The sequence below is a fragment of the Aerococcus sp. UBA6277 genome, from assembly GCF_002440555.1.
In the GTDB taxonomy this organism is placed as follows: domain Bacteria; phylum Bacillota; class Bacilli; order Lactobacillales; family Aerococcaceae; genus Aerococcus.
In genome coordinates this window covers 47482-64275 of record NZ_DJUR01000003.1, presented here as the reverse complement: position 1 = coordinate 64275, position 16794 = coordinate 47482, and the positions used below count along the sequence as shown (strand labels likewise).

The following is a 16794-nucleotide window of genomic DNA, read 5'->3' as shown; positions in this document are numbered from 1 at the left end:
ACGCATTTGTGCATAATCTTAACATCATAAAATACTACACTAAAACTGGCGAATTGTCTAGTTAATGAGCCAAAATGCCATTAATGTTATACTATAAGGGTGGATATTTCTTGTTTTTATATTAAAATCCGTGTTAAAACTATGGTATAAGTCCTAAATAGGATAGAATAGAATAAATATGGTGTCAATTTTTTTGTGCCATATTCTGAAGGAGGTCATCATGAGGTATCCCAACGGTAAAGTCTACCAACCTAAGATAAATCGTTCACTATCCGCTTCTTCTAATGGGAAAGCAAACTTTGCCAAGCGTGGTATGAAGCTGGAGGAAATGATTAATCAAGCCAACCAGTGGTATTTATTGCGTGACAAAGCTGTTATTCACAAAAAGCCAACACCAATCCAAGTTGTTTCAGTCGACTATCCGAAAAGAAGTCGCGCTGTGATAACTGAAGCCTACTATCGTACAGCTTCCACAACAGATTATAATGGGATCTATAATGGGCACTATCTAGATTTTGAGGCTAAACAAACCAACCTTAAAACTAAGTTCCCGCTTCATAATATTCATCAACATCAAATAGATCATATGACAAATTGTGCCAATCATGGCGGGATTTGTTTTGTCCTTTTTCTATTTAAAGAACGTGATGAAGCCTATGTATACCCTATAAGAGCGCTACTGGAAGACTGGGCTGCCTTTTTAGCCAATGACATTACTGCAATCCCATTAAAGAGAATTCAATCTAAAGGTGTCCAGGCAAACATGGGGTATCAGCCCCGAATTGACTATTTAGCAGCTGTGGATGAAATGATTGCAGCCAATTATCAAAATTAAATAAACATACTAGGAGTGATAAGCATGAGTCAAGATCAAAACTCAAGACGACGAAGCCAAAATAATCGCAAGTCGTCTAAAAAAATTCAAGGTAAGCGAGGTAAGTCTAGTCGCTCTGGCATGGCCCTTTGGAAAAAGATCCTACTAGGTATTGTTGGCGTCGGTGTAGTAGTTGGGGTAGCCCTTTCAATCATTGCCTATTCCTGGATTTCTGATAGTCCTACACTCACCGAAGAAGATTTGTACGGTACCATCGCATCTAGTGTATATGACAATGAAGGTAACGTTGTCTATGAAACTAGTCAAAACGATCGAATAATCGTTGACGAAAGTGATATTTCACAAACAACCTTTGACGCCGTCACCTCGATTGAGGACCAACGCTTTATGGAGCATAACGGTTTTGACCCGATTCGTATTGCAGGGTCTTTCTTAGCCAACCTAAAAGCTGGTGGCATTACCCAAGGTGGTTCAACCCTAACCCAGCAATTAGTGAAGCTAACCTCTTTTTCAACTAATGAGGAAGACCAAACTTATAAACGTAAAGTACAAGAGATTTGGCTAGCGATTCAATTAGAACAAGACTACACAAAACAAGAAATCTTTGAGTTTTATATTAATAAAGTCTATATGGCTAACGGCGTTTACGGTATGGGGACTGCTGCTGAAGTTTACTATGGTAAATCTTTAAGTGAGCTGTCAATAGCACAAACTGCCCTATTAGCTGGTATGCCACAAGCACCTAACGCTTACGATCCGTATTCAGATCCTGAAGCTGCTGAAGAAAGAAGAAACTTAGTACTTGCAGAGATGTTGGATAATGAAAAAATTACTCAAGAGGAATACGACGAGGCAGTAGCCACACCAATTGACGATGGTTTACAAGATATTGACACTGAGTCAACTGAACAATCTGAAACGGCGATTATGCTAGACTCTTATATTCAAGAGGTTGCCGCTGAAGTTGAAGAAGCCGGATATGACATGTATTCAGACGGGTTACAAATCTATACGCATTTAGATATGGATGCCATGACTGAAATCTACAATACAATCGAGGATGAAGATGGTTATTACTTCACAAATGACAACATGCAAGCTGCAGCGTCATTAGTGGATACAGAAACGGGTAATATCCTAGCCTTATACGGTGGACGTAACCAAGAAGGACAATTGTCTTATAACCGAGCAACACAATTAGAACGAAGTGTTGGTTCTTCTATTAAGCCATTTGCGGACTATGCGACGGCTATTGAATATTTAAACTACTCAACCGAATCATCTATTGAAGATGAAGAACATACTTATTCAGATGGCACAGAGATTAATAACTACGATAACCTTTACCAAGGCACTATTACACTTCGTCAAGCTTTAATCGGTTCTCGTAACATTCCAGCCTTAAAACTATTACAAGAGGTTGGTACCGAACAAGTTAATGAATTCTTACAAGGAATGGGTATTGTCTTAAATGGCGGAAATGGTGTTTATGAATCTAACGCTATTGGTGGTGAAATCACCCCGTTACAATTAAGTGCAGCCTTTGCGACACTGGGTAATTACGGTGAATACAATCAACCACGTGCGGTTGATTACTTTACAACTATCGATGGTGAAGAAGTCACGATTGATTCAACAAGCACCCAAGCAATGGAAGATTCAACTGCCTATATGGTAACCGATATGCTGAAAGATAACTTTACGGATACTTCTTATGGTTTATCTACTAATTACCATACTTCTGGCTTAGCGGAAGCAGGTAAATCAGGTACGACAAACTATACCGAAGAGGAAGCTGCTGAACTTGGCGTTGATTCAAGTGCAGTACCTGATACTTGGATGTCAGGTTATACCACCGATTACGCCCTATCTATTTGGACTGGTTACGATAATCCATTCTCGACAGATGAAGTTGGTTATATCGATGGTTCTGATAAATATATCGTAAGTTACCTATACCAAGACATTATGGGATACCTATCCACTACTTCAGAAAATGCGGATTGGGTACAGCCTGATTCAGTACATGAAGTGAAATTAGTCAAAGGTGCAATACCAGATGAATTTCCTACAAATGCGACACCATCATCACAAGTATTAACTGGTTTAGCTAACGATGACTTGTATTCAGATTACCAAGCTTGGTTAGCATCTGGAAATGCGATTGTAGAATCATCGTCATCATCTTCTAGCCGTGCATCATCAAGTAGCTCAAGTGCTATTTCTAGTTCAAGTTCTTCATCGTCAAGCTCAAGTGCTTCATCAGCTGACGAATCGAGTGAAGAATCAAGCTCGTCTGAGAGCGAGTCTTCTGAGTCTAGTGTGACTGAAAGTTCTGAAGCTGAAACGCCTTCGAGTGAAGTGGAATCTTCAAGTGTTTCATCATCCACTACGCAACCAAGTGCTTCATCATCATCTAGACCAGCAGACACTGGCGACGACGAGGATGTTGAGGACGAGGAAGCAGACGAAGCTGCTTAAGACCGGAATCACCAATTGAATCAATAACATAACAATATTTTAAAAGGCCTGTGACGTTTTGTCGCAGGCCTTTTTTATTCCATGCAATTATATATCCCTATTAATTGTGCTTTAGAATTGGAGGCACTATAATAGACTTAATCGAAAAAAGAGGTGAAATTATGTTTGCATTAGACTACTATAACACTGTAACTATTCCATCCGCTTCACCTGACCGCCCTTACATCCCTGTTTACGCTTGGCAAAACGCCGATCATCCAAAAGCTATTATCCACATTGTCCATGGGATGTCAGAATTTGGTGGTCGCTATAAAAAAGTGGCTGAGTCATTTGTGGACCAAAACTTTTTAGTCATCGCCCATGACCATATTGGCCATGGAGGACTAGCTAAAGAACACAACCGTTTAGGCTATTTTGGCACAACGGATGCTGATAAAGTCATGGTTGAAGACTTACATCGAGTTGTTCAAGCAACCAAGAAACATTATCCCGACTTACCCTATTATGTGTTAGGTCATTCAATGGGGGCATACATAACCCGTTTATATCTTGGTCAATATAGTGAGGAAATAGACGGCGTATTATTGAGTGGGACGAACACCCATAGTCCTATTTTCGCGACAGGTGCAGCTTTAGCGCCTATTTTAAACACCCTACATCCAGATGCCTACAATTACTATATCCATCAAAAACTATTCGGTACTGGTTTAACTGATGACCCTGCTGCTGCTAATGCTTTCCCAGCATATTGGTATCCGCCTAAAAATGGTGAAGAAAGGGATTGGCCGCTAGTTGGCTTCGTTTTCACCAATAACGGTTTTGCAGAGTTGGTAAAAATTGCCCATAAGGCAACTTTACCTAGTTGGACTCGTAACATCCGGAAGGACTTACCAATTGCCATTATTGCTGGTCGTAACGATCCACTGATTAATGGTGGTAAAGAAACTCACAAACTGGCTAAAGAATTCACCCGTTCTGGTTTTGTTGATGTCACAATCATGATGTTTGAAAATCGCGGTCATGAATGTTTAATGTACGGCAATACTAGACCTGTTTACCAAATAATCAATAATTGGTTTAAGAAACAACTAAAAACCATTCATGATTAAGTTTATACAAATAAACATGCAAAAATCGCGCCTGTCATTTTCGACAAGCGCGATTTTTTATGTAGCAATATTTTAACTTTAAGTCCATTTTTCGTAGTCTTCGTCTGCCATGGCTTCAACTTGCCCTAGTAAGTAACCATTACCTACTTGTGAGAAGAAGTCGTGGTTTGAAGTACCGGTAGAAATACCATTCATAACGATAGGGTCTACATCATCAGCAGTATCTGGGAACAATGGGTCAAATCCTAAGTTTTGTAATGCTTTATTGGCATTGTAACGTAGGAAGATTTTCACATCTTCAGTCCAGCCTAAGTCGTCATAGATGTACTCGCTGTATTTCGCTTCGTTTTCATATAATTCAAACAATAAGCTGAACGCCCAGTTTTGCATGTCTTCTTGCTCTTCTTTCGATAATTGATTGAAAGCAATTTGGAATTTATAACCAATGTAAGTACCGTGGACACTTTCGTCACGTAAAATCAATTTAATAATTTCAGCAACGTTTGGCAATTTACCGTTTCCTAAGTACCATAGTGGTGCATAGAATCCTGAGTAGAATAAAAATGATTCTAGGAATACTGAAGCCACTTTTCTTTGTAAGTCAGTGCCGTTTTGGTAAATACCGTTAATACGGTTCGCTTTGTATTGGATAAATTCATTTTCCCGTGTCCAGGCAAAGATTTTATCAATTTCTTTAGGTGTGTTTAAAGTTGAGAAAATAGATGAATACGATTTAGCATGTACACTTTCCATGAATTGGATGTTGTTGTAAACCGCTTCTTCATGTTGGGTACGGATAGAAGCTTTAAGTGATTCCATACCATCTTCAGATTGCAAAGTATCTAGTAGTGTTAAACCACCAAATACTTTTCCAATCATGTCTTGTTCTCTAGCTGATAATGTACGCCATGTATCTAAATCGTTTGATAATGGAATACGTGTATCTAACCAAAATTGTTCTGTTAACTTTTCCCAAGTCAACTTGTCAATCATATCCTCTATATCATTCCAGTTAATAGCAATATAAGGATTTTCATTAAAATTCGTCATATATATTCCTTCCCTATTCCAAGTGCAATCAATTAAACAGTACAGCTTTCACAGTAGTTTGCGCCAACTTCTTCGTTGTTATCTGTGAATGTACGTACGTAGTAAATAGATTTGATGCCACGTTTCCATGCGTAACGACGCAAGATGTTTAAATCACGTGTCGTCATTTTGCTTGTACGCCCTTCTTTCCAAGGGTATAAACCTGCAGGAATATCTGAACGCATGAATAAGGTTAAACTCATACCTTGATCAATATGTTGTTGAGCAGCTGCATAAATATCGATAATACGACGGTTATCGATGTCGTAAGCAGATTGGTAATAAGGTAGCGTCTTATTGCTTAAGAATGGTGCTGGATAGTAAGTCTTACCAGTTTTCTTTTCTTGACGCTCTTCAATCAATTGAATGATTGGGTGTAAGCTTGAGCTTGTTTCATTTACGTAAGAAATTGAACCGGTAGGCGCAACTGCTAAACGGTTTTGGTGGTATAAACCATGCTCTTGAACGGCAGCGCGTAAGGCTTTCCAGTCTTCTTGAGTTGGGATGTGAATACCTTCAAATTGTGCTGCAACTCTTTCAAATTCAAACGTTGTTTCTTCATTGATGTATTTGTCAAAATATTCACCCGTCGCATAAGTTGAGTTTTCAAAGTTTTCGAAAGTGATACCACGTTCTTTAGCGATTCTATTAGATGCTACTAACGTATAGTAGTTTAATAGTAAGAAGTATTTGTCTGTAAATTCAATCGATTCTGGTGAACCATAGTGCATTTCATTTAAGGCAAAATATGTATGTAGTCCCATTGCCCCTAAACCGATAGTATGAGCTAAATCATTACCTTTTTTTATTGAAGGTACTACGTCAATAGCTGATGCATCTGTTACATATGTTAAACCGCGAACCATTGTATCAACTGATTTACCAAAGTCTGGTGAATGCATTAAGTTATTGATATTTGTTGAACCCAAGTTACATGAAATATCTGTACCTAATTCTTCAAATGTTTGGTCGTTGTTGATAATTGAAGGACGTTGTACTTGTAAAATTTCTGAACACAAGTTACTCATAACAATTGTCCCATCAATTGGGTTTTGGTCATTTACAGTATCGATATTGATGATGTAAGGATAACCAGATTCTTGTTGTAATTTAGAGATATCGTCTTCTAAATCACGCGCACGGATCTTGGATTTCTTGATTTCTGGGTTGTTTACCAAGTTGTCATACTCTTCTGTAATGTTGACATAGGCATAAGGTTTCCCATAAATACGTTCAACATCGTAAGGACTGAATAAGTACATCATTTCGTCTTTTTCTGCTAATTCATAGAATTTATCGGGTACAACTAGACCTAGTGATAAAGTCTTCACACGGATTTTTTCATCAGCGTTTTCTTTTTTTGCAGATAAGAATGATACAACATCTGGATGGAAGACGCTAAGGTAAACTGCACCTGCACCGTTACGTTGCCCTAATTGGTTAGAGTAAGAGAATGAATCTTCTAATAATTTCATGACTGGAATGATACCTGAAGAAGCATTTTCAATTTTCTTAATTGGGTCTCCGGCTGCACGAATGTTTGTTAGGTTAACCCCAACCCCACCACCTAAACGAGATAGTTGAAGTGCTGAGTTGATTGTACGACCAATTGAGTTCATGTCATCTGTTGCTTGGATTAAGAAACAAGAAACCAATTCTCCACGACGTTTACGACCAGCATTTAGGAAGGTAGGTGTCGCTGGTTGGTATCGTTGGTTAATCATTTCATCACGTAAATCGCTCGCTACTTGCTCATCACCATTTGCTAAAAATAAAGCAGTAAACACGATACGGTCTTCGTAACGCTCTAAATAACGTTTACCGTCGTTTGTTTTTAGTGCGTATTGTGTATAGAATTTGTAGGCACTCATGAATGATTTGAAACGGAATTTAAAGTCATACGTTTCCTGCATTAAACGTTTCACAAATTCACGGTCGTATAAATTCAAGAATCCTTCTTCTAAGTAGTCATGTTCAACTAAGTAGTCGATTTTTTCATCTAATGTATAGAAGAATACGGTATTTGGGTTAACGTGCTCTAAAAAGTAAGCCCGTACCGCTTCTTTATCTTTCTCGATTTGAATTTTTCCGTCTAGTGGACGGTTAACTTCGTTATTCAGCTTGAAATATGTAATTTCTTTTTCTTGTACTACTGCTTTAGGTTGGTCCAATTTCATTCACCTTTTCTTTCATAATTGTCACGTCGTTCACATTTCCCTGGAATTCAAAAGTTAACAGCAAAGGTACATTATACGCTTCTGCTAGATCTTTTGCAGTAAAACAATAAAGTTCATTGAAATTTAAATTACCTGAACCACAAACGCCTTTTAAATACGTTAGATTTTGGCCAGTTTCAATAAAATCATTTAGTATTTCGGTCACTTCAATATCATAAGTTGGAGCAATCACGATATAGGGTTCGTTAATTTCTTGAAAAGCATTATCCATTGTAATTCGCAGGCTGTCCATTTCAAGTTTATTTACAAACTTGTGTGTCTGTCCGGTTAGAGACATGTACACAATTTTCACATCACATTCCTCCTATTCAAAAAAACGACACCACTACATGTAGTGGTGTATTTATGTTACGTATAACTATATATTGTTCATTCTGTAATTTCAACTATTTAAGACCGGTATTGTTTCAGGAAAAAATAAACAAATCCAGATAGCCAGAGGTTATTATAAAATACAATCATTAGTCTAAGCCAACAATTAAGGCAATTCATCTGAAGCTTAAATAATTTTTCGGGCCTTTTTTGCCCACAAATAAATCTTTTGCTTGAAAATTTTATTTTAAATTATGAGATGATTTATACAAAAAATGTTTTAAGTCTATTTTATGCAAATCTATTATTACAAATTAACTACATAAAATCCATTTGGCTTGCTTTTAACCATCTACAAATGTAAACTAAAATTGATTCAATCATCTGGTATCTACTACTGAAAGGAGTCAGCGATGACAAGCAATATTATCCAAGAAAAAAAACAAGATTTCCAAGATATTTCCGCTGCTGAGTGGGAAGTCATGCGGGTCGTATGGGCACAAAAAGAAACGAATTCCCGCACTATTATCGCCTCATTAGAGGACAAAAAAGATTGGAAAGCCGCAACGATTAAGACCTTAATTGGCCGCCTAACTAAAAAAAAATGGCTAGAAACGACTAAAAATGGTAAATCCTTTATTTACCGTCCGGCAATCGATGAAGACACTGCCTTAGAAAACCAAGCACATACTCTCTTAAATGGTTGGTGTAATACCGATGCTGACAAGGTGATTTCTGCACTTATTCAAGCCTCTGTATTAGACGATAAGATGAAGGATAATATCCTCAATGCCCTAGACAGAGCCACTTACGTTGACCATGTTACTTGTAATTGTGCGCCCGGTCAATGTATCCACCATCCAGAAACCCATTAACCATCTATTCTGACACTTGCCAATCAATTGGTGTCCGCCCTGATTTTTCCAGCAATTCATTTGCCTTGGAAAATGGCTTACTCCCGAAAAAGCCACGTGAGGCGGATAAGGGACTCGGGTGCACTGAACTTAGAATGTAATGTTTATTTTCATCAATTAAAGTAGCTTTGGCCTTTGCAGAATTACCCCATAAAATAAAGACAATGGGTTCAGTCGCTTGATTTAAGGCACTGATAGCCGCATCGGTTAAAACTTCCCAGCCTTTACCTTTATGGGCATTGGCGTTTGAATCTGGCACTGTTAAGACCGCGTTCAATAATAGGACACCTTGATCTGCCCACTGTCTTAAATCACCATGATTAGCAGGCTGGATATTTAGATCTGACTGCAGTTCTTTATAAATGTTTCGTAAAGAAGGTGGAATTTTCACACCTTTGTTAACTGAAAAACTCAATCCTTGTGCTTGACCTGGTTGATGGTAGGGATCTTGTCCTAAGATGACTACTTTCACTTGGTCAAATGGTGTATGCTCAAAAGCTGCATAGATATGATTTTGGTCTGGGTAAACCGGGCCTTTTTCATATGCTTGTATGATAAAATCTTCTAGTCGTTTAAAATTCTCAGACCCTAATACTGGCGCCAATTCTTTGGCCCAGTCACTTGGCATCTTCCCTAATCGTGTCATGCTTTTCGCTCCCCTCTTCTTTATAGTCCATCTTTCATTATAACATGGATGAGGTCTTTTGTAATTCACTGCCTAGTCAAACCCCTAGTTAGATTGGGTTGGTATCTGTTCTTCCATGCACCGTTTGACTAGTGAATTTAAATTGCCCGTGGTAAACTGAAATTAACTTAATTGAGATAGGAGCTTACAAATGATTGAATTAATTGTTTCAGATATGGATGGCACCTTATTGGACGAGCATATGGATATTCCACAAGCAAATATTGACGCGATTATGCATACGTATAATAAAGGGATTCCATTTGTTGTATGTACTGGCCGTAATTTTACCGAAGCTAAAGTTAAATTGGATGAAGCGGGTATCCGTTGTCCGATTATCGGCTTAAACGGCTCAATCCTTTTTGACAGAAATGGAAATGTAGAATACGAAGTAGATATCGAAGACCAAACAGCCCTTGATATCCTGAATAAAGGGTATGAGGCAGGCTTTTATATGGAGGCCATGACCAGTAAAAATGTCTACTCATCTTCATTAGAGCAACGTATTCTTGCCATTACTGAACTGATTCACGAGATGAATCCGGAAATGTCATTAGAAGAAGCGAGGACGCGTGCAACCCAATCGAATGAGGTAACAACTATCGATTATCGTGATGATTTAAGAACTTTGATCACTGAAGAAGGTCAAGCCATTATAAAGATTACTTTCGTGGATGCTGATCCAGAAAATACCATTAAACCAATGGCTGCAGAAATCGGAGAACAATACCCTGATACCCATATCACCTCATCGTTTAAGTACAATATTGAGATCAACCATGCTGATGGGACTAAGGGTAAGGCTGTTGAAAAATACTGTCAAGACCATGGTTACAACATTGATAATGTCGTGACAGTTGGGGATAATTTCAATGACGTATCTATGTTAAAAGTTGCTGGCTATTCGTTCGCAATGGCCAATGCGGAACCGGAAGTAAAAACATACGCTAAATATGAAACAACTAGCAATTATGACGGTGGTGTGGCGAATGCCATTTACCAGTCACTGAAAATGGCTGAGAACAACTAAAATATAGCGGCTAAAAAATCAATACATAGTCACTATTCACCCAACCACTAGACTTTATAGTAAGTGGCATCAGATGCCACTTACTAAGTAACCTCACAAGTATATGGCGCAACCGGTGGTAAACCAGTTCATTTATAGTTCAAAAGAGGTGCTACGACAGTCGCTTATACTCAACGCAATAGACTAAAAACCGACCAATACTGTCAGGGAATTGGATTATTTTAACAAATATCATAAGAGTTTGACTTTCGTAGCCCGATAGATATTACGGCTATCGTTAAATAGCAAGTATGGGGCTTGTGGCTTTTGGGTCACGGGCCTCTTTTTCTAGAAAGCCCCATAAATTTTCACGCAAAAATAGTCTTTTACTTATCGGGAAATAATATTTCGAATTTACCTAAATTACGTTATACTAAGCTTAAGATAAATTTCATTTTAGTTGTTACTGAAGCACATAAGAAACGAAAGGACACAATAGTTATGAAAGAACGAATTGGTTTGATTGATATAGGTTCAAACTCTATTCGCCTTGTTGTCTTTCAAGTCGAAGATAATTTAGCCATGCGAGAAATTCAAAACATTAAAATTCCCGCACGGATTTTTCAATATATAAATGAAAATCACGAAATGTCACAGGATGGTATTGATACCCTAGCCCGAATTATTGGCGCCTTTGCCAAAGAAGCGGCTATTTTAAAAGCTGACCGCATATTGCCAAAAGCAACTGCAGCCATCCGACAATCAAAAAACAAAGATGACATCGTCAATCAAGTGAAGAAAAAAACTGGTGTCACCATTGAATTAGTGCCAGAGGAAATGGAAGCTTACTACGGATTCTCTGCAGTCATTCACTCTATGAGTGATTCTGACGGTGTATCCATTGATATCGGTGGTGGCTCAACAGAAATCACAGTCTTTAAGGACAAAGAATTGGTTGAAGCCTTCTCTTTCCCATTTGGGGCCGTATCATTACAAGAGAAATTCTTTAACGGGAAAGACTTCAATGATGCTAAAAGCATCAAGGAAACACGTAAATTTGTCCGCCAAGCCTTTTCTGAACAACCCTTCTTTGAAAACTTAAACTTACCGATTTTTGCGATTGGTGGTTCTGCGCGTAACGTTGCCCGTGTCCACCAAATGCAGTCAAATTACGGTATGGCAGGTTTACACGAATATACAATGAAACCTAAGCAAATTGACCAAGTCTTCGATACTTTTGTCGACTTGTCAATGAAAGAGATGCTCAAGCTAGAAGGTCTGTCATCTAACCGAGCAGATATTATCGTACCAGCGACAATTGTTTTCCAAGAACTCATTCAAACTGTTGATTCACCAGTATTTAAGTTCTCACAAGAAGGATTGCGTGAGGGTATTGTGTATGAATATTTAGAGGAAAAATACCGATCTGCCTTCGACATCCATCGAGTGGCCCAACAAACAGTTGAACGATTATCTAGTATTTACCAATTTTCAATGCCTGATTCAGCGCAACGAATGGTGATTGCTCGCCAGTTATACACGGCCTTAAGTGAAGATGGCTATTTGAAATTGAATGACCATGAATTAGAGTTATTGAATTATGGGACATATTTGTACAATCTTGGGGAAATGATTGAACCAGGAAATGCATCGCAACATACCTTCTATTTACTTTCTAACTCTAATTTAAATGGATTCTCGCACCCTGAAAGATTAGCCCTTTCTATTTTAGCTTCATATAAAAATAAAACTTTATTTGACCAATATTTAACAACCTATGGAGAAATGCTAGACGATAAACAAGTGGAAAACCTTCAACACATTGGAGGACTGATCAAGTTTGCTGAATGTCTAAATGATTCTCATAACAATATTGTGAAAAGTATGGATACTGTGATGAAAGGTAATAGCCTGATTCTACGTATCTTCTACCAAGGAGAATTATTATCCGAAGTCTACCGTTCTGAGGACCAAAAGAAACATGTAGAACGTGCAATCGGCAAAGACATTACCCTAGAGTTTATACATGCAAATTCATATCGGGCCATTTTATAACAGTTACTAGTCTCTCCGTAGCTTAATGAAAAGGAGAATACAAAAATGACTGAACAAATCAAATACGACCTTGATAATCCTGATTACTATGAAAACCGAGAAGTCTCTTGGTTAAATTTTAACTACCGTGTATTACAAGAAGCTGCCGATGACAGAAACCCTTTATTAGAGCGATTAAACTTTCTAAGTATTGGGACGTCAAATTTAGATGAATTTATGATGGTTCGTGTAGCTGGCCTACAAGATCAATACCATCTAAATGTCAATGAATTAGATTCTAAGAAACAATGGACTGCTGAACAGCAACTCATCGCCATTGCAGATAAAAACCATGAAAACAACGAATATCAATATGCTCTATACCAAGAATTGAAGAAAGAAGTGGCAAAACACAATATCCACTTTATCCGTTTCAACGAAGCGCCTACGCGTCGCCAAGAGAAAATAAAAACATTCTTCTTTAATGAAATTTACCCAACGCTTACACCACTTGGTATTGATGCTTATCGTCCTTTTCCAAGTTTAAACAACAAATTAATTCATATTTTTGTGAACTTAAGTCGTGAAGGCGAACAGCAGGTAGCTATTGTCCCAATTCCACAATTGGTTAACCGTTACTTCCATTACGAAGAAAATGCTCACTATTACTTCATTAATCTAGAAGATATTGTGACAAACTTTCTTGAAACCTTATTTACTGGCTATACTATCGAATCTAGCTTCTTGTTCCGTGTGACCCGAAATGCCGATCTAGATATTCAAGAAGATGGCGCGGAAGATTTATTAACAGTCATTGAAGACTACTTAGTACAACGACGTAACGGTATGGCCGTTCGTATCGAAATTCAACAAGAAGAAAATTATGATCAAGAATATATCCATGCAGACCTTGAATATTTGCTAGAAGAATTGGGTCTATTAGAACGTGACCTCTACTTCGTCAACGGTCCACTAGACTTAACTGGACTTGGGGATGCCATCGATGTCTTGGAAAATTACTTTCCTAACTTGCGCTATGAACCATTTAAACCGGTTTACCCTAGCGAATTACAAACCACTAATTTATTCAAATTAGCTGAAAAACGTGATATCTTTCTACACCACCCTTATGATTCGTTCAAACCAGTGGTCGAATTTATCCAAGATGCAGCCAATGACCCACATACGCTTGCGATCAAGCAAACTTTATACCGAGTATCGGCGAATTCACCAATCATTTCAGCCTTAAAAACAGCTGCTGAACGTGGTAAACAAGTAACAGTTTTAGTGGAATTGAAAGCACGTTTCGATGAAGAAAATAATGTCCAATGGGCAAAAATATTAGAAGAAGCTGGTTGCCATGTAATCTATGGTAAAACCCATCTTAAAACGCACTCTAAAATTGCCATGGTTGTGAAACAAAAGAATGGTCGCGTTCACCGTTACGTCCATCTTGGAACTGGTAACTACAATGATAAGACTGCCCGTTTCTACACTGATATGGGGATCATCACAACTAACGAAGGGATTGCAGAAGATGCAACAGATTTCTTCAACTACCTAAGTGGCTACTCTAACCAACCAGACTACCACTACCTACATGTATCACCTTTTGCGATTCGTGATAACTACATTGAAGATATAGAGGATGAAATTCAAGCTCACAAAGCGAATGGTAATGGTCATATCATCGCCAAAATGAATTCTTTAACCTCAAAAGATGTCATCAAGAAATTATACGAAGCTAGCCAAGCTGGAGTAAAAGTAGATCTGATTATCCGTGGTATTTGCTGTCTGGTACCAGGTATTCCTGGCGTATCTGAAAATATCAATGTCATCTCAGTTGTCGGTCGTTTCTTAGAACACAGCCGTATCTACTGGTTTAACAATAACGGAGATGAGAAACTATTCTTATCATCTGCTGATATGATGACTCGTAACATGATCGGCCGTGTAGAAATCGAGTTCCCTATTTTAAATGAACACATTCACGAAGAAATTATGGAAATCTTGAAAGTATACTTAGAAGATAATACCAAAGCGCGTTATAAATTACGTGACTGTACCTACCAATATGTACAAAATGATTTAGCGCCAGTAGACTCACAACAAATCTTCATGCAAAAGGCTTTAAACGAAGCCGAACAAGCCAGAACATCTGCCCCGCGCAGTAAAATGACTTGGTTTGAACGTTTGCAAAATAGACTAAATACAAAATAGCGATGGCCATTAATAATCGATCACAATAAAAATAGCACCTTTGGATTAAATGTATTTGATTCAAGGGTGCTAATCATGTACCATGAGTATGGTTAGGCGTTTTACGCCACGAATCTTATGGAAGAAAGAGGATCAAGATGTTAACTGTAAATAATGTAAGTGTACAATTTGCAAGTCGTAAATTGTATGATGAAGTAAACTTAAAATTCACACCTGAGAACTGCTACGGCATTATCGGTGCCAATGGAGCGGGTAAATCTACCTTCTTAAAAGTATTATCTGGCGAATTAAGCCCAACAACTGGTAACGTATCCATGGGTGATGACGAACGCCTATCAGTTTTAAGCCAAAATCACTTTGGTTTTGAACAATACACAGTTTTAGACACTGTTATCATGGGTAACAAACGTCTTTACACAGTTCGTGAGGAAAAAGATGCTCTATACGCTAAAGCTGACTTCTCTGAAGAAGACGGTGTTCGCGCTGGTGAATTAGAAGCAGAATTCGCTGAAATGAATGGTTGGGATGCTGAAAACGAAGCATCACAATTATTACGTGGTTTAGGTATTGGCGAAGACATGCACTACCAAACAATGAGCGAATTAGCTGAGCAAGAAAAAGTAAAAGTCTTGCTTGCACAAGCTCTATTCGGTGAACCTGATGTCTTACTACTAGATGAGCCGACAAACGGTTTGGATTCAGACACCATCGAATGGTTAGCTGAATACATCATCAACTTCCCGAACACTGTATTAGTTGTTTCCCATGACCGTTACTTCTTAAACAAGGTATGTACGCACATCTGTGACGTAGATTACGGTAAAATTCAACTTTACGTTGGTAACTACGACTTCTGGAAGCAATCTTCAGAATTAGCTGCTAAATTACAAGCTGATGCAAATGCGAAAAAAGAAGAGAAAGTGAAAGAGTTACAAGACTTTATCGCCCGCTTCTCTGCTAACGCATCTAAATCAAAACAAGCGACATCTCGTAAGAAAACATTGGAAAAAATCGAATTGGATGACATCCGTCCTTCAAGCCGTAAATATCCATTTGTTGGTTTCGAGCCAGAACGTGAAATTGGTAATGATGTATTAACTGTAGAAAATCTTTCTAAAACAATTGATGGCGTGAAAGTGTTAGATAATGTATCGTTCATTATCCGTCCAAAAGATAAAGTCGCTTTTGTATCTCGTAACGATATTTCAACTACTGCTTTAATGGAAATCATCACAGGGAATATGGAACCAGACTCAGGTTCATACAAATGGGGTGTCACTACAAGTCAAACTTACTTGGCACGTGATAACTCAGATGAATTTGAAAACAGTCAACAAAGTATCCTTGATTGGTTACGTCAATTCGCCAATGGTCCAGAGGAAGAAGATAACACATTCTTACGTTCATTCTTAGGTCGTATGTTATTCTCTGGTGACGAAGTAAATAAAAACCTAGATGTATTGTCAGGTGGGGAACGTGTTCGTTGTATGTTATCTAAGATGATGTTATCTAAAGCCAATGTATTGGTGATGGATGACCCAACAAATCACTTGGACTTGGAATCTATTTCTAGTCTGAATGAGGGCTTAATCAAATTTAAGGAAGTCGTCTTATTTACTTCTCATGACCGTGAGTTTATCCAAACAATCGCTAACCGTATCATCCATGTTACACCAAATGGTGTGGTTGACCGTATGGATACTACTTACGAAGAATTTTTAGACAATAAAGATGTGCAAGACCGCATCCAAAAATTATACGCTGAATAAAATTGTGTGTTGTTAAAACACAAACTGACAAAAGCAGACCGATTTCGGTCTGCCTTTTATTCACTTTACCTATAATTTATTCATTATATTTTTCAATAAC

11 protein-coding genes and 1 pseudogene are annotated in these 16794 nt (G+C 38.0%); 8 read left to right on the top strand and 4 right to left on the bottom strand.

What is annotated here, in order from left to right:
- The first annotated feature begins 220 nt into the window (after positions 1-220).
- The 3 genes from recU to B2V22_RS00380 all read left to right on the top strand — a co-directional run bounded on the left by recU (position 221) and on the right by B2V22_RS00380 (position 4425).
- Positions 221-835: a Holliday junction resolvase RecU gene (recU, locus tag B2V22_RS00390; RefSeq protein ID WP_290489810.1), complete on the top strand. Its 615-nt coding sequence runs from the start codon at positions 221-223 to the stop codon at positions 833-835.
- Between the two features lie 24 nt (positions 836-859).
- A complete protein-coding gene (locus tag B2V22_RS00385) occupies positions 860-3316 on the top strand; it encodes a transglycosylase domain-containing protein (protein ID WP_290489809.1) in 2457 nt (818 codons plus the stop codon).
- 161 nt (positions 3317-3477) lie between these two features.
- Positions 3478-4425 carry an alpha/beta fold hydrolase gene (locus B2V22_RS00380; RefSeq protein WP_290489808.1) on the top strand — a complete coding sequence of 316 codons (948 nt, stop codon included), beginning with the start codon at positions 3478-3480 and terminating at the stop codon, positions 4423-4425.
- A 78-nt stretch (positions 4426-4503) separates the two neighbouring features.
- Here B2V22_RS00380 and nrdF read toward each other — a convergent pair whose 3' ends face one another.
- The 3 genes from nrdF to nrdI are packed head-to-tail and all read right to left on the bottom strand — an operon-like array spanning position 4504 to position 8043.
- On the bottom strand, positions 4504-5475 hold the full coding sequence (nrdF, locus tag B2V22_RS00375) for a class 1b ribonucleoside-diphosphate reductase subunit beta (RefSeq protein WP_290489807.1): 972 nt from the start codon (positions 5473-5475) through the stop codon (positions 4504-4506).
- A 32-nt stretch (positions 5476-5507) separates the two neighbouring features.
- Positions 5508-7691, bottom strand: coding sequence for a class 1b ribonucleoside-diphosphate reductase subunit alpha (nrdE, locus tag B2V22_RS00370; protein ID WP_290489806.1), 2184 nt, complete (start codon positions 7689-7691; stop codon positions 5508-5510).
- Positions 7672-8043 carry a class Ib ribonucleoside-diphosphate reductase assembly flavoprotein NrdI gene (gene nrdI / locus B2V22_RS00365; protein ID WP_003142546.1) on the bottom strand — a complete coding sequence of 124 codons (372 nt, stop codon included), beginning with the start codon at positions 8041-8043 and terminating at the stop codon, positions 7672-7674. Before nrdI ends, nrdE begins: the two co-directional genes overlap by 20 nt.
- Before the next feature lie 433 nt (positions 8044-8476).
- On the opposite strand from nrdI, the gene B2V22_RS00360 reads away from it, so the two are divergent.
- Positions 8477-8938, top strand: coding sequence for a CopY/TcrY family copper transport repressor (locus B2V22_RS00360; RefSeq protein ID WP_290489805.1), 462 nt, complete (start codon positions 8477-8479; stop codon positions 8936-8938).
- A 4-nt stretch (positions 8939-8942) separates the two neighbouring features.
- Here the strand turns inward: B2V22_RS00360 and B2V22_RS00355 are convergent, their stop codons facing one another.
- Positions 8943-9623 (bottom strand): uracil-DNA glycosylase, encoded by a 681-nt coding sequence (locus tag B2V22_RS00355; protein WP_290489804.1) that lies wholly within the window; start codon positions 9621-9623, stop codon positions 8943-8945.
- 190 nt (positions 9624-9813) lie between these two features.
- Here B2V22_RS00355 and B2V22_RS00350 point away from each other — a divergent pair, with 190 nt between their 5' ends.
- The 4 genes and pseudogenes from B2V22_RS00350 to B2V22_RS00335 all read left to right on the top strand — a co-directional run bounded on the left by B2V22_RS00350 (position 9814) and on the right by B2V22_RS00335 (position 16694).
- Entirely contained in the window at positions 9814-10692 is an 879-nt protein-coding gene (locus B2V22_RS00350) for a Cof-type HAD-IIB family hydrolase (RefSeq protein WP_290489803.1), read from the top strand.
- A gap of 480 nt (positions 10693-11172) precedes the next feature.
- Positions 11173-12726, top strand: coding sequence for a Ppx/GppA family phosphatase (locus tag B2V22_RS00345; RefSeq protein ID WP_290489802.1), 1554 nt, complete (start codon positions 11173-11175; stop codon positions 12724-12726).
- A 42-nt stretch (positions 12727-12768) separates the two neighbouring features.
- A pseudogene (locus B2V22_RS00340) lies at positions 12769-14925 on the top strand (RNA degradosome polyphosphate kinase); the annotation flags it as partial.
- Positions 14926-15062: 137 nt separating this feature from the next.
- Positions 15063-16694, top strand: coding sequence for an ABC-F family ATP-binding cassette domain-containing protein (locus B2V22_RS00335; protein WP_290489801.1), 1632 nt, complete (start codon positions 15063-15065; stop codon positions 16692-16694).
- Positions 16695-16794: the final 100 nt, after the last annotated feature.